The organism is Mucilaginibacter sp. P5_A6, from assembly GCF_056400585.1.
On record NZ_JBFUKZ010000001.1, the window covers coordinates 182,784 to 203,466 of the forward strand.

Below are 20,683 nucleotides of genomic sequence, written 5' to 3' on the forward strand. Positions count from 1 at the left end.
ATCTGGAATCTGCACATCTATTCCAATATTCCAAGCTTATTTTTGCCTGAAACTATCGCCAATAAATTCCAGCGCGTCGGTAATACCGGTTCGCCAGTAGGTCCAGTTGTGGGCACCATCACGGATCCGGAACTCATGAGGAACCTTTTTTTCCACCAAAGCAATATGTAGCAGGGAATTCCCTTTGCTTAATGCGTCATCATCGCCGCAATCTATCCAGTAACGTACCTGTTTAAGATCATCGGTAGTTTTACCTTGCACCAAGCCAAGTATAGAATTGCTTTTCCATGTATCATTCAATCGCTCAGCGCCTTTAAGATCTGGCCCAAAGATCTTGCTATATACCTCTGCCCAGCGGGCATCGGTTGTTGCCATAAAATCTTCATCGTTGCGTACTGCCGCGCTAAAGGCTGCTGCCGCCGAGAACATATCCGGGTGTTTTATGCTATAAATGAGCGTGCCATAACCACCCATAGAAAGCCCCGCAACTGCACGATATTTTTTGACGTTTTTTATTCGGTACTCCTTTTCAACTGTTGGTATAAATTCTTTGAAAAAGAAATCCTCATAGTTCTGTTTGCCATTATAGGAGTTGATATAAAAGGTAGCCTTCGCATCGGGCATTACAATTATCATCGGCGGAATCCTGCCTTCGGCAATGGCTTTATCGGCATAGCGGTTAACCTCACCAAACTGTAACCAGCCGGTTTGGTTATCACCATATCCGTGCAAAAGGTATACTACCGGGTAATTCCTGTTTGATGTTTCATAATCAGCAGGCAGGTAAATAGCATATTTAACGTTATACCCTAAAATATCGCTTTTAACGTTTTGCTCTTCTATCACTTTACCCACGGGGATATTCTGCGCATATACAGTTGCCGCTGATAGAAGGAAACAAATCAGGAGAATTTTTTTCATTTGTATCAAGTATTAAGATTTATTTGGCTTGTTAAATCATTTTACTGTTTTTTATTCACACACCTGCACATTTATTAATCAGCATCCCTTACCCAGGGTTCTTCCCCAACAAAAGCTATGTTTAGATTAGTATGGTCAATTTTAAATTTCCAGGTAATATTTTCGTGTTTGTCATTTTTAATATCGCTGCAGCCAAAAAAATAATGCACCACAAAGTTGCATTTGAAGGTTCCTGTTAAACTATCAGCATTAAAAGTTGCATTAACGATATCAAACTCAAGTACCTCCGGAGAACCACCTTCATCATAAAAATAGGATGCCAGGCCCCGGCAAAAGTTAGCATAGATTTGTTTATCATCAAACACCTTATTCAAAAACTGCGCAACAAAAATTTCCCGACCCTGTAACATTTCCAGGATATCCGCAGAAACCGGTAATTCAAAATCTTGTGCCATATTCAGGTATCAAGTAATTAGTATTAAGATCATTTACAGCTAAACCTGCACATCTGTAATTAGAAATCTGCATATCTGAAACCTATTTCTGTCTAAAGCTGTCACCCATAAAATCCAACGCGTTGGTTATGCCGGTACGCCAGTAGGTCCAGTTATGTGCGCCGTCGCGTACACGATATTCGTGTGGTACCTTTTTTTCGGTAAGGGCGATGTGCAGCAGGCAATTTCCTTTGGTTAAAAAGTCATCATCACCGCAGTCAATCCAGTAACGCACTTTGCTCAACTCATCTGTGGTTTTGTTTTGTACCAGGTCCAAAACAGAATTAGCCTGCCAGGCTTTGCTTAGGCGGTCTTTACCCTTTAACCCGCGACCATACAGTTGGCCAAAAACCTTTTCATAGTTTTCATCTGGCTGACTGATCATCTGATCCTCAGGAAGTACGGCCGCGCTTAGGGCTGCTGCTGCCGAAAACAGCTGAGGATATTTAATTGCGTATATCAGTGTACCATAGCCACCCATTGACAGGCCTGCCACACCACGGTATTGTTTTTCGGTTTTTATGCGATAAGCTTGTTCAACGTGTGGCATAAATTCTTTAATAAAAAAGTCCTCATATTTTTCTTTACCATCGTAAGAGTTAATATACCAGCTCGAATCGGCATTTGGCATCACAATGATCATCGGCGGGATGGTACCGTCGGCAATGGCTTTATCGGCATAACGGTTAATCTCGCCAAATTGTAGCCAGCCGGTATTATCATCTGTATAGCCATGTAAAAGATACACAACCGGGTAAGTGCGGTTAGCAGTTTCATAGTCGGCAGGCAGGTAAATGGTAAACTTTACGTTGCGTTTCAATATCTTGCTTTTAACTGTTTGCTCTTCAATTACTTTGCCCTGGTGCTGTGCAAAAGAGGAGCTAACGCTTAAAATGAAGAAAAAGAACAGGCATTTTTTTAAAATATTTTTCATGGGTTTGGTATGTTTTGGCTGATCGTTAAAAATTCAGGAGTTTGCCCTGTTCCGGATAAATTAGGTTTAATTGTAATTTATTTTCTGCTTTAAGCTCTGTTTTTATTTTGCTGATATTGCTTACAGGTGGTTTTAAATGAGTAACAACAACATTTAATCCTTTTAGATCTGTTTTACCGGTAAAGGTGGCAAGTTTATCCATTTCGGTCATCAACCAATTAGGCGTAAGGTGCCCAAAAAGCGTTTTTTCCGGCTGCTCATTGGGGAAAGATACTTCTATCAAAATGGCTTTTAACTGTTTGTTTTTAATCAGTGGCGTAATGGCCTGCCAAAGGTTTTTTAGGTTGCTGCTTTTTTCAATCTCGTCTGGTCCGGTATCGCCTAAATATAAAACATAAGCACTATTACTATGTATCAAAAAGGCGGTACTGGTAAGGTTTGAATGGCTCAGCGGGAATGCCTGCGCTTTCATGTTGGTATTATCGATGGCCATTTCGTTACCCGGACTAAGCACCTGGTAATGGAATTTTTTTAGGACCGGGGTTTCACCCTGGTCGGCAAAATTGGCCCAGCTTGCCCAGGTAAAATAGTGGGTTTTTAGGGTTTCAAGTGTGCTTTGCAACCCGTAGATATTTTTGGTGCTGTCATCCGGCGAGTTGATGATCAAACCGGCGAGATGATCGAGGTGGGCATGCGATATGAAATATCCTTTGATGTATTGCCTTAATACTTTTTCCTGCGGCACAGCGAAAGCCTTATTTTCAATGGCTTTTTTTATGCCATAATGCAATGTACCGGCATCTAAACAGATGTAATCGTTGGTTCCATTAGCCGCCAGCATATAAGCTGACAAGTTGCTTTCATCAATACCACCCAAAACGCCCAAAGGCACCAGCCTGAAAGCCGGCCTATTTTTAACTTGTGCCACCGAAAAAAACGGCAACAGAAAGAATATAAATATGATTACTGAGGTGCATTTACGGCTCATTACAGGTAATGTATCAAATGCAATATGATGCAATTGTTAAACTACTAAATTAATGATATACCCATCAATTAAACAAAATAAAATGAGTGTTTTAAAAATGATACCTGTTGGTAAGGCAGCGTTCACAAAAGAATTTTTTTACGGGGAGCCAAAACAATACTGTTTTAATAAAAAAGCCACGCTTACGCCTGGTGTTAAGGATTTCCTTACATTTTTTGCACCTGTAAACCGGGCGCGGGTTATTACTCACAATTTGCATTATTTTATAAGGGTATCTGTATGAAACAAATTTAAAGTAAATGTTCCAATAGTTAAAATGAACTGAGTGAATTTTATAAGGTAAATTTATTCTGTTTTCATTTTTTCGGCTGCCGCTTTGTTGTATTCATAGTCGCCACCTAATAGGTAACCCCATGGCTTAAGGCTTTCTATCCTGTCAAAAATGATCTTAAAAATAGCTATCACGGGGATAGAAAGGAACATGCCTGAAAGCCCCCAAATCATTTCGCCCAGCACAATGCCAATGAAAGAGATAAGGGCGTTAAGCCTCACTTTTGAGCCTACAATGGTTGGCAGTAAAAAGTTAGCATCAACGGCGTGGATGGATATTATGCTTACTACAACTGTAATTGTTTTAGCAATATTGCCGGTAGCAAAGGTAATAATGGCACTAAGCAATAAAGCGGTAAATATGCCTATGTATGGTATGATGTTAAATAAGCCCACAATAATACCCAGCAAAACGGCGTATTTTATCCCAATCCACCAAAAAATAGTAATTGCCACGCTGGCCACTATCACCATCTCGAGTAGTAAGCCCAGGATATATTGTCTTAAAATGGATTGAATATTCTCTACAATATCCATCACCACGTGTGAGTTTTCATCTCTGAAAACCCAAATGATAAAACGCAGCAGCAAACGCCTATAAAGCAATATAAAAAAGGTGAAGATCATGATGAATACATAAAATATCATGAGTGATGATATGGCCCCAAATGTTGTACCCACCACATCGGTACCCGATTCCATGATCTTTTTAGAAGCATCGTTAACATATTTTAGTTGCCTGCTGGCGTTAATATGGAAAGCCGATTGCACCCACTCCTGCAGGTCGTGCAGGGATTGTGTAACCTGGTTTTTAAGCATTGGCCAGTCGTTGGCCAGGTTTGAGATCTGGGAGCCTACCAGGTATAATATTCCACTTACCAGGCCAACCATTAAAAGTATTGATACCAGGGAAGACATACTGCGTGGCAACCGTAGTTTTTTCTCTAAAAAATTGGAAATAGGCAACAATAAAATAGCAAATATGAAACCGAAAATGAGTGGATCAAGAATGTCTTTACCCACAATAATGAGATATCCCAGAGCTAAAAAGCCTATTAAGGTAAGTGCAAGGCGTTCGTAAAAAGGGGCTATCAGTTTTTTTGCCGGCATACGGTAGTGGTTAAATTTGTTTTTTGAAATGGGTAACGGATATTTAAATCAGATGCTTGAAGATATAAAAAATATTGATCAACTAAATTTATCCTTTTACTTTGTAAGGGAATGTTGTAAATCGTGCCGGCTTTTTGGAAGTAAACTTACTTCACAGATAGTATGTAAAAAATGCCGGTCAATTTTAATTAATTTTTCAACCGCGGCTTATTGTCAAAATTGGCAAATGTTTTGCTTTAGTTAGGGTATCTACTTAAAAACTAATATTATGGCAAAGTATTCAGAAAAAGCAGGGGAAAAAGTTGAAAAGACCATGCATGAAATGAAAGAAGGAAAGCTTAAAAGCGGCAGTGGCAAAAAAGTAACCAGCAAAAAACAAGCTATAGCGATAGGCTTATCTGAGGCGCGCAAAGCCGGTGCAAAGGTGCCTAAAAAGAAAAGTTAAATATTAAAAAAACCACAAAGCTATCGCGAAAGACGGCTTTGTGGTTTTTTTAATTTTACGATCTATTTAAAATCAGTGCTTATCCAGCTCGCCAGGTTACCCTCTTTGTTAATTTGTGCCAGCTTTTCTACATCATCATCTTTTTTGTGCGATTCTTCAATGTTGTATTTGGCTATCACGGCCCGTAATGCTACAAGATTGGCGGTGTTTTTGTCAAAATCGTTTTTATGTTGCAATGCATATTTTGCGTATTGTGAGGTGTAGGTAAATAACAACTCGGGGTTTTGATCTGACAAATCATTAACCGCCTTATTGATAGATACCGATACGCTACGCGAGCCCTGTACCCATGCTAAAATAAATAACCGGGCTGCCTGTCTTTTATCTCTTTTATCTTTCCAGCCTGTTTGCTGCAGCCAGTCGGCAGTTGTAATTACCTGTTGCTCGTACATGATAAAGTCGGCATCGGTTTGCAATTCGTAATGCATGGGTACATCATATTTTTGTGCCGTTGCAGTTAGGGTAAAAGCGGTTATCGCGATTATAAGCGTTAGTATCTTTTTCATTTTTTGTTTTTACAGAATTAATTAATACATGAGATCCCGAACCCGGAACCACTGCAAATTTATTAATATAAGGAAAAACTGCTCAATTAGTTTTTGTAAATGTATCCATAATATCCATTAACGTAACAGCTTCGTCAATAGAGCAGGGGTTTGGACCTTCGTTTTTAAAGTAGGAAACGATCTTTTCTATCATTGGTTGCTGAATGTGCTGCGGATGCTGAAAGGTTATAGTTTCATCTTCAGTATCGGTTTTCCAGCTTACATAATTACCAAAGAACGGGAAGGTTATTTTTCCTTTGGTTCCGATGATCTCGCAGGTATCAGTAGTAAGGCTTTCGGCAACGTTGAAGCACCAGGAGCCGTTAACTACAACCTTGTTTTTAAACACAATCTCTCCGCAAACATGGTCGTCGGCAGGTGATGAGGCCGACTGATTGAGCGAGAATCCATGATATCTTTCAGGTTCGCCAAAATAAAACAACATCAAATCGAGCTGATGAGGAGCAAGGTCATGAAAATATCCCCCGCCAGAAAATTCGGGAAGCACCCGCCAGTTGGTTTTGGTATCGGCAATGAGCTTAGGCTTGCTGCTTTGCCACATCCTGATCTGCACGGTACGTACCTCGCCAATTTTTTGTTTATCCAACAGATCCTTTACGGCCAAAAACATGGGTACAGCCCTGCGGTAATGCGCTACTGTTAGTTTTGAGCTGCTTTGTTTTACAGCCTCCGCCATGGCCCGCGCCTCGGCGGCATTTCGGGTAACCGGTTTCTCTACGTATACATTAAAGCCTTTTTGCAGCGCGCTTAAAGCATAATCAAGGTGTGATGACGGGGGAGTGGCAATGTATATGGCGTTTATATCTGCTTCGCCCATCATTTTATCAGCGTCATCATACCATTTGCCCACCTGGTGCCGGCTGGCATAGTCGGCAGCTTTGGCCGCATCACGACGCATAACTGCAATAAGTGCACTATCCGCAACTTTTTTAAATGCTGGTCCGCTTTTTTTTTCGGTCACATCCCCGCAACCAATTATGCCCCAATTGATAGTTGTCATTAGTAGCCCTCTAAATCTCCCCCTGAAGGGAGGAGACTTTTTTAATTTTGTTTAATTGAAATTGAACTGGTCCCAATAAAGACTGCTTAGCAGTTCCCCCTTTAGGGCGTTAGGAGGCCAATATCTTTTCTATCTGCGCTAATTCATCGGCAGAAAACCCAATGTTATCCAATGCCTTTAACGAATCGGCAAGTTGCTCGGCGCGGCTCGCACCAATCAGTACCGATGTAACCCTGTTATCTTTTAATAGCCAGGCCAATGCCATTTGGGCCAGTGTTTGGTTGCGTTGCAGGGCCAAATCGTTAAGTCGTTTTATCTGGCTTAACCTTTCGTCGGTTATCTGGGCAACCTGTAAAAAGCCGGTTGCTTTAGCAGCTCTTGAATCCTCGGGGATACCATGCAGGTATTTGTTAGTTAATAACCCCTGGGCCAATGGAGAAAATGGGATACAACCCACACCTTCATTGCCCAATACATCCATTAAACCGTTTTCAACCCAACGTTCAAACATAGAGTATTTGGGCTGATGGATAAGGCATGGCGTACCCAGGTCCTTTAATATTTTGATAGCTTTTGCAGCAAGATCGGCAGGGTAGTTAGAGATACCTGCGTATAAAGCTTTACCCTGGCGAACGATAAGGTCAAGGGCAGCCATTGTCTCTTCCAGCGGCGTTTCGGGATCGGGACGGTGGTGATAAAATATATCTACATACTCCAAACCCATGCGTTGTAAGCTTTGGTCAAGACTGGCAACCAGGTATTTTTTTGAGCCCCAATCGCCATAAGGGCCATCCCACATGGTATAACCGGCTTTGCTGCTGATGATCATTTCGTCGCGGTAGCCCCGGAAATCTTCTTTTAAAATACGGCCGAAATTTTCTTCGGCCGAGCCTGGAGGCGGGCCGTAATTGTTTGCCAGGTCAAAATGGGTTATACCGCTGTCGAAAGCGAGATGCAAAATTTTACGGTAGTTTTCCGTAACATCAACATGCCCGAAATTGTGCCATAAACCAAGCGAAATAGCCGGTAATTTGATGCCGCTATTACCACAACGGCGATATTGCATTTTTTTGTACCTGTCTGCAGATGGAACGTAAGTCATATATAAAAGGTGAGGGTTGAGATGTTTTCTAATGTTCGTAAAAATATAATTTAATATAGATATCAGAAGTAAATATTTTGTGATGATGAATGCTTTACGGCATGGCTTCTACATTATTTACCAACATTTGTTGCCTGGCCCAGTCTCTTAATAAGGATAAAAAGGGTAATAGCTCGCGGCCGGTTCCGGTAAGTTCATATTCAACTTTGGGTGGTACTTCAACATAAACTTTGCGGGTTATCAGACCATCATCTTCCAGTTCTCTTAGTGCCTGGGTAAGCATTTTTGGGGTAACACCGGTAACTGTTTTGCGCAATTCGCCATAGCGAAGTATACCGGTACGTAATCGCCATAAAATTCGGCCTTTATATTTACCGCCTATGCGCTGAAAGGCGTAATCTATTCCACATTTGGGCAGCTGTCTTTTCATTTTTTTATCTATTAAATCAAAATTAATATAGCTGATTTACAGTTTGGTAACTTTTAAGTGACCAGGTTACTTTTTAGTGCCTACTTGATAACGGTACGCTACAAATATAACTTTGATACATGAAAACAAACCTGATAACCATAATTTGTATAATGAGCAGCCTGGTGGCATTCGCTCAGAAAAAGGAAACCAAATTAGTCGGAACTTATGAACTGGTTGCTGTAGATAATATTCTTGCAGATGGCAGCCGGGTTCATTTATATGGGGATACTCCGCAGGGGCTGCTGATGTTTGATGCCGAAGGCCACTATGCGCTGCAGATATTTAGTCAGGGGCGACAAAGGTTTACCACCAACGATAAAAGTAAAGGCACCGACGAGGAGAACCGTGCCGCGGTAAAAGGCAGTAATGCCCATTTTGGCACATATACCATTGATGATACTAATGGTACTATTACATTTAATATTCAACATGCCTCATTCCCCAACTGGGAGGAGACACAGCAAAAACGGCCATTTACGTTGATAGGTTCAACTTTTAAGTATACTGTGCCTGCACCAACTACAGGAGGGGCTGTAACGGGAGAGGTGGAGTGGAGAAGGATTGAATAAGCTATGGACAGATATTGAAAATTTATACTTAATATAGGTTCATTATTGTTTACCAATTGTTATGACGATTTTCGCTGAAACTGACCGATTGATTTTGAGGGAAATAATACCAATAGATGCCAAAGGAATGTTTGAGTTGGATTCGGATCCGGAAGTGCATCGTTTTTTGGGAAATAAACCTCTCAATACCATAAATGAGAGTAGAGAAATTATAGATTTTATAAGGCAGCAATATCGAGACTTTGGCATTGGCCGATGGGCGGTTATTGAAAAACATACCGACGATTTTATAGGTTGGGCAGGGCTTAAATTTATAAATGAGGAAGTAAATCACCAGATTGGATATTATGATCTGGGTTATAGGTTCATAAAGAGGTATTGGGGAAAAGGCTATGCAACAGAAGCTTCAATTGCAGCCCGCGATTATGGGTTTAATCAACTACAATTAGATGAAATTTTTGGCATGGCTGATATTAACAATCATGCATCAAAAAGCGTACTTACAAAAACAGGCTTGAAATTTATAGAAGATTTTGACTTGCGAGGCGAACCTCATAGTTGGTTTAAAATCAGTAAAGGAGAGTAACAGAATTAGGGGCTATTGGACAATCTCAGCCACCACAAAAGTACTTCCTCCAACAAAAACCAGGTCTTTGTCGCCGGCGTTACCTTGTGCCGATTGGAGGGCTTGTTTTACCGAAGCATAAAATTCGCCATGTAAGCCAAAGCTTTCGGCCTTTAGCATTAAGCTTTCAGCATCAAGGCCCCGTGGGATATCGGGTTTACAAAAATAGTAGGTAGCATCTTTGGGCAGCATGGTTAATACCTTGGTAATATCTTTATCATTTACCATCCCAATTACAAAATGAAGGTGCCGGTAGTCAACAGACGCAATGTTTTTCATTACTTCTTCTATACCATCCGGATTATGCCCGGTATCGCAAATGGTGAGCGGGTTTTGGTTCAGCGTTTCCCATCGTCCATGCAAACCTGTTAAGGTTTTTACCTGTGATAGCGCTGTAACTATATCATTATCGGTTATCGTGAACCCTTGCACGCGCAATTCATCTACAGCAGATAAAACCGTTTTTACATTTTTAAGCTGATAGGAACCGGTGAGGTCGAGATGAATGGTGAGTGCTGAGTGGCGAGTGGTGAGTGGTGAGTTTTTTATAACATTCAATTCAAGTAAATCATTCTTTGACTCTCGACTTTTGACTTTTGGCTTTTGATCAATCTCCCACAAATCCGAAGCAAACAAGATGTTACTTTCTTCTTTAATTGCTTTTTCAATAAACACTCTTGCTGTTTCGGGTTGGTTTTCGCCAATAATTACGGGTATGCCCGGTTTAATGATACCGGCTTTTTCGGCTGCTATCAGTTGAAGGGTATCGCCAAGCATATTCATATGGTCCCAGCCTATGTTGGTGATAACAGAGAGCAGGGGGGTAATAATATTAGTTGAATCCAGGCGGCCGCCCAGGCCAACTTCAATAACAGCGATATCTACTTTTTCCTGCGCGAAAACTTTAAAAGCGAGGCCCACGGTCATTTCAAAAAATGAAGGACCTATCTCATCAAAATCCTTCTTGTGCCCAGCCACAAAATCAATAACAGTTTGCTCGCTGATCATTTGCCCGTTTATGCGGATCCGTTCGCGAAAATCTTTAAGATGGGGCGATGTATAAAGCCCGGTTTTATAACCAGCCGTTTGCAAAACCGCCGCCAGCATGTGCGATGTGGAACCTTTGCCATTGGTGCCGGCAACGTGTACACTTTTAAATTTATGCTGCGGATCGCCTAAACGTTTACAAAGCTCAAGGGTATTATGCAGATCAGCTTTAAATGCCGAAGCCCCGTCGCGCGTAAACATCGGGAGCTGGGTGTAGAGGTATTGGATGGTTTGTTGGTAGTCCATAGCTATGGCAATGGGTGCAAACTTATAAAATAAACTGTTGCAATGGTCTATCGTTCGTAAACTGCAGACTAAAAATCAATTTACCTTAAATACAAATACTACTGTACCAACCTGCGTTTCTGGTGCCGAGTCGAGTGGATTAAGTTTGGAGTTTTTAACCGCGTCTTCGCATTTCTGGAGCAGGGCTGCGTCAGATATGGTAGTACCGCGGGCACCTGCACGGGCATAAACCACGTTACCATCTTTATCAACACGTATATCAACCATGATTTTGCCGCTTTGTCGGTTATCATCACTAACAGCAGGCCTGCTTACAAAACTACGTTGCGACATGTTCAAATTACCGCCATTGCCAGATCCTGTTCCGTTGTAATTATTAGTAAGAGTGGTACCTGTTGGTTTACCCTGGTTGCCGGGTTTATTGCCGGTTCCGTCGCCTTCGCCTGTACCGGTAGTTGCCTTGCCTTTATATAACGCGTTTTGGTTCACAACCGGCTTTGCTGCAGTTTTTGTAGGTTGGGCAGCGGTTACCGTATTTGTTGGCTTTTTGGTTGGAGCAGCAACTTCGGGTGCATCTTCGGTATTTTGGGTAACAACAGCTTTATCGCTGCTTTCGGGCTGTGGTTTTTCTTCGGTTGGCGGTGCAGGGGTAACCTTATCCGGCTTGGTATGGTTGGCTTTTTCGGCAACAGAAGGTTCCTCAGTGCTCATATAATCACTCCCCATTCCTTCATCAACTGTACCATAATTTACCAGGATCCCACCGGTACCGTCCTCGGTTTTAGGCGGCATCGGAAGGATAATTATATAACATACCAGGAAAAACACAGCCAAAATAATGCCTGTTAACAAAAACGCCTTTGGATAGTTATTTTCTTCTTCCCTGTATTCCATTTTAGTATCAAGTATTTAGTATCAAGTATTAAGACAGCTGCCTTGTTAGTAACGGGTCAAGTATCAGGACGGCTGCAATAATTGATTGTAAGCTCATAAAAAAATCTTGATACTTGATACTAACTACTTGATACTCTCTATCCCTTAGGTTCCGTTGCCAGTACCAGTTTTATATTTAATTTTTGTGCTATATCCATTATCTGTACCACATCCTGAATGGCTACTGTTCTATCAACATATAAAACAATAGTAAGTTCTGTTGCCAGTGTTTTATAGCCTGATAGTGTTGTTTGCAGTGCAGCCACAGGCACTTCCTTTTTATCAACGTAATATTTCAGGTCTTTGGTTACCGAAACCGTTATTGTTTTTTTTGATACCGATTGCCCGCTTGATGATTTGGGCAACATCAGTTTAATAACGTTAGGGTTGGTAACTGTTGACGCGATGAGGAAAAACAAAAGCAGGAAGAACATGATATCGTTCATGGCTGATGTATGAACCTCTGCCGATGCACCCCTATGTCTTTTTCTTAAATTCATTTGCTTGGCTCCTCTAACAGGTCAATAAATTCTATAGCATCAGTTTCCAGTTTCAGGATCACTTTATCAACCATCATATTTAAAACGTGGTAACAAACATAGGCCACAATCCCCACCATTAAACCGGCGGCTGATGTTACCATTTTTACATATAAACCACCAGATATAACACCCATACTGATGTTGTCTGTTTTGGATATGTCATAAAATATCTTGATTACCCCGGCGATGGTACCCAGGAAACCAAACATTGGTGCAATACCGGCTACAATCCCCAATATACCTATGTTTTTTTCCAGCTTTGATACTTCCAACTTGCCAATGTTTTCAATCGCACCTTCAATATCTTTTATAGGGCGACCGATACGTAACAAACCCTTTTGCAGCATGCGGCCCAAAGGCGAGTTACTGTTACGGCAAATGGCAATGGCCGATTCTAAATTACCGGAGTGAATGCTTGAGCGCACCTGTACCATCAGGTTCGATTCGTTTTTTGAAGCTTTGCGGATAGTAAAAAAACGCTCAAAAAATATAACCAGGCCCAGTACAGCCAGTATGCCAATAGGTACCATTACCCAGCCGCCTTTTATCAGCAGGTCGCCAAAACGTAATTCTTCTGGAGGTTGTGCTAATTGGGTTACTGTATGGTTAGCGGTATCTGCTAAGTGCTTCGCTGTATCTGTTACCTGTTGTATTAATAATAAAGTCATTTCCTGGGATTATATGGTTGTATAGTTATATTATCGTTGCTTATCTTACCTGTACTTAATATTTTTTGTTTGGCAGCCACAGCCTCATCGCGTACATAATAGGTACCTAAGGTTACTTTAACCAATCTGCCGGGCACGTTTTCAATTATATGCGCGGTAAATCCCATTCTTTTGTAAGCTTGTATGGTTTTGTTTGCTTCAGCTTGTGTTTTAAAGGCCCCTGCTAAAAGCTCATAATGTATTCTTTTTATTGTATCAGCATTAATTATTGTAGTATTTAACGCCGGGTCGGGTTTAGAAATTGCTTTTGCTGTAGTATCAACAGGTAGGGTTGCCTTTTTAACTGTGTCTGTATCGCGTTTAAGTACCGGTTGAGCTTTTGACTCCGCAGGCACTTGCATTTGCCCGCCCTTTGATAAATTTAATAAACCGGGGTTATACTTATACACAGCAAACAATGCGGCTGCCAAAACTATCACCACAATCAATATAATGGCCCAGATGCTCAAACCCTGCCTTTGTTCAGGCTCGTCATCAACGTATTCTTCCGGTTGGTCGGCCGTATGTGCCGGTAAAGGTATCTCCCTGATTGGGGGGGGGAGCGGTAAGGGCTCTGTCGCAACCACAACGGGTGGCGGCATTGGTGAGGGTACTGGTACGGCCGCTGGTTTTTCGGGCTCTTCAACCTGGTTTAGTTTTTTTATGCTGATGGCTTCATAGCCATAAAAAGGAGCATTATCAGTATTACTCACCTGCGATTTAAAGGCGATTTTGCCCTTATCCATATAAAACCAACCCAGATCGGCAAATGCTACTTCCTGCAGGGCAACTTCCTGTTTTAAGGCGGTTATATATTTTTCGGTAAAATATTTTGACGAAGCCAGCGAGATTTTTTTCTTTTCGGCAATGTACCTTGTTAAGGTATCATCATCAAGGGCCTGCGGATCAAATTGTATTTTATAACCGGGCGGATAAAATTTACGCTCTGCATCATCATAACTGGCACTTACACGTACGTGCACAAAATAGCCCAGGCCCGGCACGCTTATTTCGCCGTGCTGGCCCAATAGTTCACTTAAATAATTGGCTATATCCATTTGCTAAAAGTACGGTTTATTGTAAATATCAAAATCTTTAAAACGAGAAACCGACGCCGCCAAAGATATTAAATCCGTAGTTAGGATAGTATACCCAGTTTTGATAACCCGAGTTTAAAATGTTATTTGCCTGTGCAAATACAGTAATTACCGGCGTTACCCTGTACTCAACACCACCATTCAGATCGGCAAATGAGCTGATAGATCTTTTAGCTAATAATATGCTTGAATTGGCAGCCGGTGTTCCTAACGGTCCCGGTACAATTCCGAATGGCCTGTCATATGCCGAACCCCGTATTAATAACGAACCTGTTATGCTCACTTTATTGTTTATGTGGATAGCAGTACCTGCGGTTAACAAAAACTTAGGCAGGTTCCAGGCCTCAGCCTCGGTATTCATTTTATAGTCCTTAAACTCAACACGGCCAAAAATATTTACATCATCGGTAGCTTTAAAGTCCAGCTCGCCATTAAAGCCGCTTACGCGCGATCGGCCATTATCGTATATCACAATAAATTTATAGCCTTCGGCCGTTTGATTGCTTACCAACAGCGGCATATCTTTTACACTATTGCGAAATACAGCAGCTTTAAAGCTAAGCCCCGGTGCTAATGTGCCTTTTAAACCAGCGCTGATATCCAGCTGATCAACAGAGTTTTTAAGCTGTATGTTTTTATCGATATAAGGATTGATGTTGGCAAAATCGCGGATGGATGCGCGGTTGATATCGCCCTTGGCTTCCACAAACAGGCGCACATATTTGGGTATCACCTGGTATTCCAGTTTAGCTGCCGGGAAAATGGAAAAGCGATTAAAATCACCAAATTCCTTTGTAATGTTTACACCTGCGTCAATTTTATAATTAGTACCCTGGAATTTAATGTAAGGGTTTAACCTAAGGATGCTGTTGTTTAAATTGTATAGGCTATCTTTTGGATTGGATAGATCAACCGAAGCGCTTAAACCGGTATAAAATTGTTTAATGGTTTGGTTTACAAATCCGGATAATACAATATTGCTTTCCCTCGCCTGGTAAGCATTGCCGAAAGAATAGCCTTTTAATTTTACGGCATAAGTGAAATCATTTTCAACATCCTTAAAGTTTTTGGCCAGTTCAACCTCACCACCAATTTCGTTAAAATGTTGCTTTTGAGGAGTGAATGGCAGCGGAATTGAATCGGGGTGGCCGTAGAAATAAACACCGCGACGTTTATAGTTTAAACGGCCGCTGATGGTGTTTTCTGAATTGATGCTTTTGATAAACACACCAACTTCATCCTTGCTTTCGTTTTGTTTTTCCCATGATCCGGCCTGCGAGAAATGTTTCAGGAAACCGCCAACCTGCAAAGCCTGGTCGCGGCCATTACCAAAATAAGCTTCGCCGAATAAGGTTTTTAAGTTACCTACACCAGCTTTAACATAGTTATTAAGCAGTATCGAGTCCTGTTCGGCCGGCCTTTTTTGTGGGTCGAGGTGTTTTATTTCCGAGTCCTGGTCAAGTTTTTTATCTAAAGTAGTATAGGTAAGCGGTGCTTTAAAGGGTGCTTTATCTTCCAGGTCGGGGTTACGGCGAATCTTAACAGCATCGGCCAAAACAGGTTTGTATGCCGTTGTTACCACTATTTCTTCAGAAAGGCTGCCGCCATTTGACGGTTTGTTGCCGCTACCTCCTTTTTTGGTAGTATCCTGGTTTACTTTTGCCGCCGCATCTCCAAGGTTTTTTGAAGCACTGGTAACGGCTGCTTTTTTTGTTACGGGTTTAGCCGGTGCTTTTTTTACAGGCTTGGCAGGGGTTTTTGCTTTAGCTGCTGTTTTTACGGTTGCCTTTTTCGCGTGTTTCTTTGTTTGCGCTTGTGCAGGAACAAAGTATAATGCTATTATTAAGGTAAGCAGCGTATAGGTGTATCTTGAGTTCATTGCTTGTCTTCTTTTTATTATTCTTTGAAATCCTGTTAGTTTTGAGATGGAGTTTTAGTGGTATCTGCCGGCGCCTGTTTATTTTCAGTAGTATCAGGAACGGCAGGTGCAGCAGTTTTACCTGATTTGCCTCCATTTATTGTATCCAGTTTTTGTTTGGCTGTTGATAGTATATCATCATCGGCCTTGTAATTGTCAATAATACTTTGCAGCGTTGCCTTAGCCTGGAAATTATCCTTTAAGGCTTTATAATTATCGGCCAATAAAATATAAGTTTTAGCTACCCAGTAGTCGTAGTTTGGCATTTCTTTAGCCAGGTCGAAACACATTTTTTGCGATGTTTTGTACCTGCCTTTTAAGTACTCAACCAGGGCCACGTTATATTTGGCTTCGGCAGCGGCTACTGTTTTGGTATTGGTAACTGTATAGTTTAATTCCTTAACAGCGGTTGTGGTATCACCTCTTTGCAGGTATGCTTTACCGGCATACAAACCAGTGCGGAATTTATCCTCCTGTGCCGATTTTTCGTTATCCCTAACCAGTTTTACATATTTAAGTACATCGTCGGGCATTTGCATTTCCGAATAGCAAAGTAACAGGTTATTAATGGCAAATGTATAATCGGCCTTGTATTCGGAGTTTGTCTCTAACCTTTTCAGGAACACCACAGCATCATTATACTTTTTCTGTTGTATGTAAAGCTTAGCCATGCTTATCAGCGATTTTTCACTGTAAGCGCTTGTCCAATCGTTTAATATTAAATTGTAATCGGCTACGGCTTCCTGTGTCCTGTTTAGGTTGGTTAAACTTTGCGCCCTGATAAATCTTGCCTGTTTTTCATAGATCTGTTTTGCCGGGAATTTATCAAAATAAGCGTTTACGGCGCCTACGGTACCTTGCCAGTCGCCTTTTAAGTAAAGGTTATTGGCCGCGGTAATCATGATGTTCTCCTGGTCGGCGGTGGTATAATTACCAATTGGGGTAGTAGTAGCGTAGCTGATAAACGTTTGGGCGTCTCCCTTATCGGTGTATATTTTTTCTATTTGTTTAAGCGCCTGCTTAGCCTCATCGGTTGATGAATAATCCTGTATCACTTTTTTAAATGATTCAACAGCCAGGTCATCATTGCCTGCATTATAATCAATTAAACCAATGGTAACCAACGCACGCGGAACATAGCTGCTGCGCGGATATTTCTGGATCATGGCCTGCAGATCGGTTTTAGATTTATCACCCTCTGTTTTTAGGAAATAGGTATAAGCTATTTCAAATGATGCATCATCGGCATAATCAGAGTTGGGGAACTTATTCAATACATCATTCAATGTACTTATCTTGGTATCAAGCGATCCCTGTAGGCCCTGTATCATACCACGCTGAAACAAGGCGTAGTCTTCGCCCTGGTTGTGCATGGCAATAATACGGTTGTAATAATCCAATGCCTTACCATAGCTTTTCAAAACAAAGTAGCTATCGCCAATACGGGTTATCGCATCATTTTGTGTACTTACATCTTTTACATCGCCGGCTAAAAATTTCTCGAAGTAATTAGCCGCTTTTTTATATTGCTCGCCATAAAATGCAGCATAAGCCAAGGCGTAGTTGGCGTAGTTGGCCACATCGGTTTCCTTAGCTTCGGGCATAGCCAAAAACTGCTCAAAGGTTTCAACCGATTCTGTGTATTTACGTACCTCGTACATCGATTCGGCCATCCAGTAAGTGGTAAGGGCCGCGGTTTTAGTATCAATCGGGTTTTTTAACGATCTCAGGAAAATGCCGATAGCGTTTTCAAAGGCACGCTCGTTATAAAATTCCAAACCGCGGTAATAAGTAACTTTTTGATAAGCTATCTGCGCGCTTTGTGATTTATTGGGAATAGGCTCAAGTATATCAACCGCTTCCTTGTAATTGCGGGAGTTTAAAAGTTCCTCGCCCAGTAATACCTTCATTTCATCGTTGCGGCGCGAGCGCGGATAGTTTTTAAGGTACAAACGTGTGGCAGCAAGCGCATCGGTATTAAAATCGAGCTCATAGGATAGCTTGGCGTACTCATACAAAGCATCTTCCTGTAATTGCTTATCAAAGCTAAGTTTTGAAGCATTAAGAAAGGCGTTGCGCGCGCTTTGCTTGTTATTCATCTTCAGGAAAACATCACCCAGTGTATAATTACCACTCTGGCTGTATACATCTTTTTGCTCTACCAGTTTTTCAAGTTCGGTAGCAGCCTGGGCATTGTTGCCCACTTTGTAAAAAGTATAACCTATCTGGTAACTATCCTGTGTGTTTTGGGTACGGCCCTGGTCGCGGTCCTGGAAACGGCCGTAGTATTTAACCGCGTTATCGTAATCGGTTTTGGCAAAGTACGATGCTGCTATAATACGCAGCATTTCGGTTTCGTTTTGCTGATGCGTGCTGTTCACAATGGGCACAGCGTAGTGGATCACATCATCATAGCGTTTATCTAAAAAGTAAACGGCTGATATGTAATAAGGATAGCTATTCTCGTATTTTTTAGAGTTTTTTAGCCTTTCAAAATTTACTAGAGCCAGGTGATAATCTTTATTCAGATAGGCTATATAGGCGAAGTAATAGGTTGCATCTTCGGTAAATTCGGTTTTCTTGGCTTTTACCTCGGCAAAAAGCTGTTGGGCTTCTTTATAATTACCAATGAAGAAATAGGCATAACCTTTGCGGAATTTGTATTCGGTATTATCGTGCCCGTTAAGTTCGCCGGCCTGTACCTTATTAAACCATTCTAAAGATTTTTCAAAGTTACCCTGTTTAAAGTATGATTTACCAATCTGGAAATAAGCCTGCCGGGTAAGCGGGTTTTCGGGATGCTCTTTAATGAAGCGAAAAAACATGCTTTCGGCATCATCGTTATTCAAATTAAGGGCGCAGAAAGCCTCGTAATACTGGCTGTTTTCTTTAACCAGCGATAGGTCTGATTCAAACTGCGGTTGGGTGGTTGTTTTAAGCCGGGATGTTTCAACAAGGCGAAATTGCTCGGCGGCGGCCACGTATTTACCCTTGTCCATCAGGTCGATAGCTGAGTGATAAGTGCGGTAAACCTGGGTAGATGGATTTTGCTGGGCAAGAGCGGTTGAAACAATAAATACCGGGATTAGCAGGGGGATGTATCTTTTTTTGATCATAAAGCGCATACTAACGATGGTGCTAAAATAGCGAAACGAAAAAGGCTAATTCACACAAGTAGTTAACAAATGTGGAAAACACTTTTATTAACGAAGGTAATACTAAAGATGATATGTGTGTGGAAAACTTTAAAATTGATGACGATCTACAACCGCCGGACGATTGGACCAAAAATAAGGAATTACTGTAATTTGCTGCATTTTTTTTAAACATTAAAAGTGATGAATGACATTTTTTACTGTATGTGTTGTTTGATTTTTGCTATAATCCTGATAAACAGCTGTAGCTTACCTCCGGCAAAAAGGATGATAACGTTAATTGCTTTTTTACTTTTTCCGGTGTTTTGTAAAGCACAAAAAATAAGCGGCCCAATTGTTTTAAATGATCAGCAATTTTTATTTTCAGCAACAGAATTTCATATAGCCGACGTTGTAGATGAACGCGATGACCGGGGTGTTATAACCAGGTTACTTCCTGCCGGGCTAATAAACGAAACTACGCCAAAGTATACGCTTGATCTGAAAGATGGCGCCTCATTGGCTATCAAGCAATTCATCAGCAGAAACCTGGTAACGAACAAAGCATTACGCGCCATAATTATCCATATAAAAAAACTACAGTTAGATGAAACGTTGCAGGCCGGAGGAAGGGTTAATGGAAAACTAAATGTTGTTTTTTCTTTTACCCTGCGGAGAGGTGAGAATGATATACAACTGATTGGCTATAAAGCGAATTCAAATTATACCCGTACTTCGGGGCAGCAAATGGATGTGGCAGTGATGTTAAGTAACGCTATCCAAAGCGGACTCATCTATTTTAATACCTGGATAAACAAAGAAGCTGATACCAATATAAAGCTGGTAAAAGGTGTAAAGCTTGTTTTTACCGATTATACCGAACAGCCCGAAGGAGATACCATTTATTACTCGGCTAAAAGACCAATAAAATGGAGCGATTTTCAACAAAAGCCCCCTGCAAGTAAATTCGAGGCCGAGGTTTTCCCGAGTTTTGGTTATGCCGAGGAGGTTGAGATTGTGAAGGGGATAATTAATGTTCATTTGAGGCTTAAGGCTTACCTCCCTAAAAGTGCCTGCTGGGTAAAGGAGGGCGCGCAAACCGCATACAACCTTAACCACGAGCAACGGCATTTTGATATAGTGAAAATAATTGCCATGCACTTTAAAAAGCAATTACAAAAAGAAAAGCTGACCGTTGAAAATTATGATGGGCCAATTAACGTACAATACTTTGATTCGTTTAAGGAGATGAACGATATGCAAAAGCAATACGATGATGAAACCACCCACGGAATTAACCATTATGTACAGGAGCAGTGGGATAAAAAGATTGATAAAGAGCTGGGAAGGTAGATGTGCGGATGTGCAGATTACAGGTGTGCAGATGAAAAAAATGTGATGGCAAGAGCAATAGTACTTTGGCGATAAATTAATGATAATTCA

General features: G+C 41.3%; 21 protein-coding genes. 5 read left to right on the forward strand and 16 right to left on the reverse strand.

Translation table 11 applies throughout. The features are described from left to right. Nucleotides 1–36 precede the first annotated feature (36 nt). The 4 genes from AC1DO4_RS00805 to AC1DO4_RS00820 all read right to left on the reverse strand — a co-directional run bounded on the left by AC1DO4_RS00805 (nt 37) and on the right by AC1DO4_RS00820 (nt 3,337). The gene (locus AC1DO4_RS00805; RefSeq protein WP_477412043.1) at nt 37–921 is read right to left on the reverse strand and encodes an alpha/beta hydrolase; all 885 of its coding nucleotides are present in this window, start codon (nt 919–921) and stop codon (nt 37–39) included. Nucleotides 922–995: 74 nt separating this feature from the next. Beyond that, nucleotides 996–1,376 (reverse strand): hypothetical protein, encoded by a 381-nt coding sequence (locus AC1DO4_RS00810; RefSeq protein ID WP_477412045.1) that lies wholly within the window; start codon nt 1,374–1,376, stop codon nt 996–998. Nucleotides 1,377–1,458: 82 nt separating this feature from the next. Next, nucleotides 1,459–2,349 carry an alpha/beta hydrolase gene (locus AC1DO4_RS00815; RefSeq protein ID WP_477412047.1) on the reverse strand — a complete coding sequence of 297 codons (891 nt, stop codon included), beginning with the start codon at nt 2,347–2,349 and terminating at the stop codon, nt 1,459–1,461. 25 nt (nt 2,350–2,374) lie between these two features. Continuing rightward, nucleotides 2,375–3,337, reverse strand: a complete 963-nt coding sequence (locus AC1DO4_RS00820) for an MBL fold metallo-hydrolase (protein ID WP_477412049.1) — start codon at nt 3,335–3,337, stop codon at nt 2,375–2,377. A gap of 82 nt (nt 3,338–3,419) precedes the next feature. Here AC1DO4_RS00820 and AC1DO4_RS00825 point away from each other — a divergent pair, with 82 nt between their 5' ends. Continuing rightward, nucleotides 3,420–3,620 carry a hypothetical protein gene (locus tag AC1DO4_RS00825; protein ID WP_477412051.1) on the forward strand — a complete coding sequence of 67 codons (201 nt, stop codon included), beginning with the start codon at nt 3,420–3,422 and terminating at the stop codon, nt 3,618–3,620. Nucleotides 3,621–3,682: 62 nt separating this feature from the next. Here AC1DO4_RS00825 and AC1DO4_RS00830 read toward each other — a convergent pair whose 3' ends face one another. Continuing rightward, a complete protein-coding gene (locus AC1DO4_RS00830) occupies nt 3,683–4,777 on the reverse strand; it encodes an AI-2E family transporter (RefSeq protein WP_477412053.1) in 1,095 nt (364 codons plus the stop codon). Nucleotides 4,778–5,045: 268 nt separating this feature from the next. Between AC1DO4_RS00830 and AC1DO4_RS00835 the strand changes: the two genes are divergently transcribed. Then, on the forward strand, nt 5,046–5,222 hold the full coding sequence (locus AC1DO4_RS00835) for a DUF6496 domain-containing protein (protein ID WP_167335440.1): 177 nt from the start codon (nt 5,046–5,048) through the stop codon (nt 5,220–5,222). Between the two features lie 62 nt (nt 5,223–5,284). On the opposite strand, the gene AC1DO4_RS00840 is transcribed toward AC1DO4_RS00835, so the two are convergent. From AC1DO4_RS00840 to AC1DO4_RS00855, 4 genes are all read right to left on the reverse strand, one after another. Continuing rightward, on the reverse strand, nt 5,285–5,788 hold the full coding sequence (locus tag AC1DO4_RS00840) for a hypothetical protein (protein WP_477412056.1): 504 nt from the start codon (nt 5,786–5,788) through the stop codon (nt 5,285–5,287). Between the two features lie 82 nt (nt 5,789–5,870). After that, nucleotides 5,871–6,848, reverse strand: coding sequence for a Gfo/Idh/MocA family protein (locus AC1DO4_RS00845; RefSeq protein ID WP_477412057.1), 978 nt, complete (start codon nt 6,846–6,848; stop codon nt 5,871–5,873). 109 nt (nt 6,849–6,957) lie between these two features. After that, nucleotides 6,958–7,950 carry an L-glyceraldehyde 3-phosphate reductase gene (gene mgrA, locus AC1DO4_RS00850; RefSeq protein ID WP_477412059.1) on the reverse strand — a complete coding sequence of 331 codons (993 nt, stop codon included), beginning with the start codon at nt 7,948–7,950 and terminating at the stop codon, nt 6,958–6,960. A gap of 94 nt (nt 7,951–8,044) precedes the next feature. Continuing rightward, on the reverse strand, nt 8,045–8,380 hold the full coding sequence (locus AC1DO4_RS00855; protein ID WP_477407797.1) for a winged helix-turn-helix transcriptional regulator: 336 nt from the start codon (nt 8,378–8,380) through the stop codon (nt 8,045–8,047). Between the two features lie 119 nt (nt 8,381–8,499). Here AC1DO4_RS00855 and AC1DO4_RS00860 point away from each other — a divergent pair, with 119 nt between their 5' ends. Both AC1DO4_RS00860 and AC1DO4_RS00865 read left to right on the forward strand, forming a co-directional pair. Further along, nucleotides 8,500–8,991: a lipocalin-like domain-containing protein gene (locus tag AC1DO4_RS00860; protein ID WP_477412061.1), complete on the forward strand. Its 492-nt coding sequence runs from the start codon at nt 8,500–8,502 to the stop codon at nt 8,989–8,991. A gap of 61 nt (nt 8,992–9,052) precedes the next feature. Next, a complete protein-coding gene (locus AC1DO4_RS00865; RefSeq protein ID WP_477412063.1) occupies nt 9,053–9,577 on the forward strand; it encodes a GNAT family N-acetyltransferase in 525 nt (174 codons plus the stop codon). 12 nt (nt 9,578–9,589) lie between these two features. Here AC1DO4_RS00865 and AC1DO4_RS00870 read toward each other — a convergent pair whose 3' ends face one another. The 7 genes from AC1DO4_RS00870 to AC1DO4_RS00900 form a co-directional block, all read right to left on the reverse strand. Next, entirely contained in the window at nt 9,590–10,909 is a 1,320-nt protein-coding gene (locus tag AC1DO4_RS00870) for a bifunctional folylpolyglutamate synthase/dihydrofolate synthase (protein ID WP_477412065.1), read from the reverse strand. Between the two features lie 75 nt (nt 10,910–10,984). Next, nucleotides 10,985–11,803 carry an energy transducer TonB gene (locus AC1DO4_RS00875; protein WP_477406601.1) on the reverse strand — a complete coding sequence of 273 codons (819 nt, stop codon included), beginning with the start codon at nt 11,801–11,803 and terminating at the stop codon, nt 10,985–10,987. A 137-nt stretch (nt 11,804–11,940) separates the two neighbouring features. After that, complete coding sequence (locus AC1DO4_RS00880; protein ID WP_477406599.1) at nt 11,941–12,342, reverse strand: ExbD/TolR family protein; 402 nt, start codon at nt 12,340–12,342, stop codon at nt 11,941–11,943. Next, a complete protein-coding gene (locus AC1DO4_RS00885) occupies nt 12,339–13,052 on the reverse strand; it encodes a MotA/TolQ/ExbB proton channel family protein (RefSeq protein ID WP_477412067.1) in 714 nt (237 codons plus the stop codon). Before AC1DO4_RS00885 ends, AC1DO4_RS00880 begins: the two co-directional genes overlap by 4 nt. Next, nucleotides 13,049–14,149, reverse strand: coding sequence for an HU domain-containing protein (locus AC1DO4_RS00890; RefSeq protein ID WP_477412069.1), 1,101 nt, complete (start codon nt 14,147–14,149; stop codon nt 13,049–13,051). Before AC1DO4_RS00890 ends, AC1DO4_RS00885 begins: the two co-directional genes overlap by 4 nt. Nucleotides 14,150–14,186: 37 nt before the next feature. Next, nucleotides 14,187–16,067 carry a hypothetical protein gene (locus AC1DO4_RS00895; protein ID WP_477412071.1) on the reverse strand — a complete coding sequence of 627 codons (1,881 nt, stop codon included), beginning with the start codon at nt 16,065–16,067 and terminating at the stop codon, nt 14,187–14,189. A 35-nt stretch (nt 16,068–16,102) separates the two neighbouring features. Then, on the reverse strand, nt 16,103–19,222 hold the full coding sequence (locus AC1DO4_RS00900) for a tetratricopeptide repeat protein (protein WP_477412073.1): 3,120 nt from the start codon (nt 19,220–19,222) through the stop codon (nt 16,103–16,105). Between the two features lie 306 nt (nt 19,223–19,528). Here AC1DO4_RS00900 and AC1DO4_RS00905 point away from each other — a divergent pair, with 306 nt between their 5' ends. Beyond that, nucleotides 19,529–20,593 carry a hypothetical protein gene (locus AC1DO4_RS00905; RefSeq protein WP_477412075.1) on the forward strand — a complete coding sequence of 355 codons (1,065 nt, stop codon included), beginning with the start codon at nt 19,529–19,531 and terminating at the stop codon, nt 20,591–20,593. Nucleotides 20,594–20,683: the final 90 nt, after the last annotated feature.

Bases quoted from the DNA above. Each gene is read 5' to 3' on its own strand.
- AC1DO4_RS00805 (WP_477412043.1), bottom strand. From the start codon at position 921: ATGAAAAAAATTCTCCTGATTTGTTTCCTTCTATCAGCGGCAACTGTA.
- AC1DO4_RS00810 (WP_477412045.1), bottom strand. From the start codon at position 1,376: ATGGCACAAGATTTTGAATTACCGGTTTCTGCGGATATCCTGGAAATG.
- AC1DO4_RS00815 (WP_477412047.1), bottom strand. From the start codon at position 2,349: ATGAAAAATATTTTAAAAAAATGCCTGTTCTTTTTCTTCATTTTAAGC.
- AC1DO4_RS00820 (WP_477412049.1), bottom strand. From the start codon at position 3,337: ATGAGCCGTAAATGCACCTCAGTAATCATATTTATATTCTTTCTGTTG.
- AC1DO4_RS00825 (WP_477412051.1), top strand. From the start codon at position 3,420: ATGAGTGTTTTAAAAATGATACCTGTTGGTAAGGCAGCGTTCACAAAA.
- AC1DO4_RS00830 (WP_477412053.1), bottom strand. From the start codon at position 4,777: ATGCCGGCAAAAAAACTGATAGCCCCTTTTTACGAACGCCTTGCACTT.
- AC1DO4_RS00835 (WP_167335440.1), top strand. From the start codon at position 5,046: ATGGCAAAGTATTCAGAAAAAGCAGGGGAAAAAGTTGAAAAGACCATG.
- AC1DO4_RS00840 (WP_477412056.1), bottom strand. From the start codon at position 5,788: ATGAAAAAGATACTAACGCTTATAATCGCGATAACCGCTTTTACCCTA.
- AC1DO4_RS00845 (WP_477412057.1), bottom strand. From the start codon at position 6,848: ATGACAACTATCAATTGGGGCATAATTGGTTGCGGGGATGTGACCGAA.
- mgrA (WP_477412059.1), bottom strand. From the start codon at position 7,950: ATGACTTACGTTCCATCTGCAGACAGGTACAAAAAAATGCAATATCGC.
- AC1DO4_RS00855 (WP_477407797.1), bottom strand. From the start codon at position 8,380: ATGAAAAGACAGCTGCCCAAATGTGGAATAGATTACGCCTTTCAGCGC.
- AC1DO4_RS00860 (WP_477412061.1), top strand. From the start codon at position 8,500: ATGAAAACAAACCTGATAACCATAATTTGTATAATGAGCAGCCTGGTG.
- AC1DO4_RS00865 (WP_477412063.1), top strand. From the start codon at position 9,053: ATGACGATTTTCGCTGAAACTGACCGATTGATTTTGAGGGAAATAATA.
- AC1DO4_RS00870 (WP_477412065.1), bottom strand. From the start codon at position 10,909: ATGGACTACCAACAAACCATCCAATACCTCTACACCCAGCTCCCGATG.
- AC1DO4_RS00875 (WP_477406601.1), bottom strand. From the start codon at position 11,803: ATGGAATACAGGGAAGAAGAAAATAACTATCCAAAGGCGTTTTTGTTA.
- AC1DO4_RS00880 (WP_477406599.1), bottom strand. From the start codon at position 12,342: ATGAATTTAAGAAAAAGACATAGGGGTGCATCGGCAGAGGTTCATACA.
- AC1DO4_RS00885 (WP_477412067.1), bottom strand. From the start codon at position 13,052: ATGACTTTATTATTAATACAACAGGTAACAGATACAGCGAAGCACTTA.
- AC1DO4_RS00890 (WP_477412069.1), bottom strand. From the start codon at position 14,149: ATGGATATAGCCAATTATTTAAGTGAACTATTGGGCCAGCACGGCGAA.
- AC1DO4_RS00895 (WP_477412071.1), bottom strand. From the start codon at position 16,067: ATGAACTCAAGATACACCTATACGCTGCTTACCTTAATAATAGCATTA.
- AC1DO4_RS00900 (WP_477412073.1), bottom strand. From the start codon at position 19,222: ATGATCAAAAAAAGATACATCCCCCTGCTAATCCCGGTATTTATTGTT.
- AC1DO4_RS00905 (WP_477412075.1), top strand. From the start codon at position 19,529: ATGATAACGTTAATTGCTTTTTTACTTTTTCCGGTGTTTTGTAAAGCA.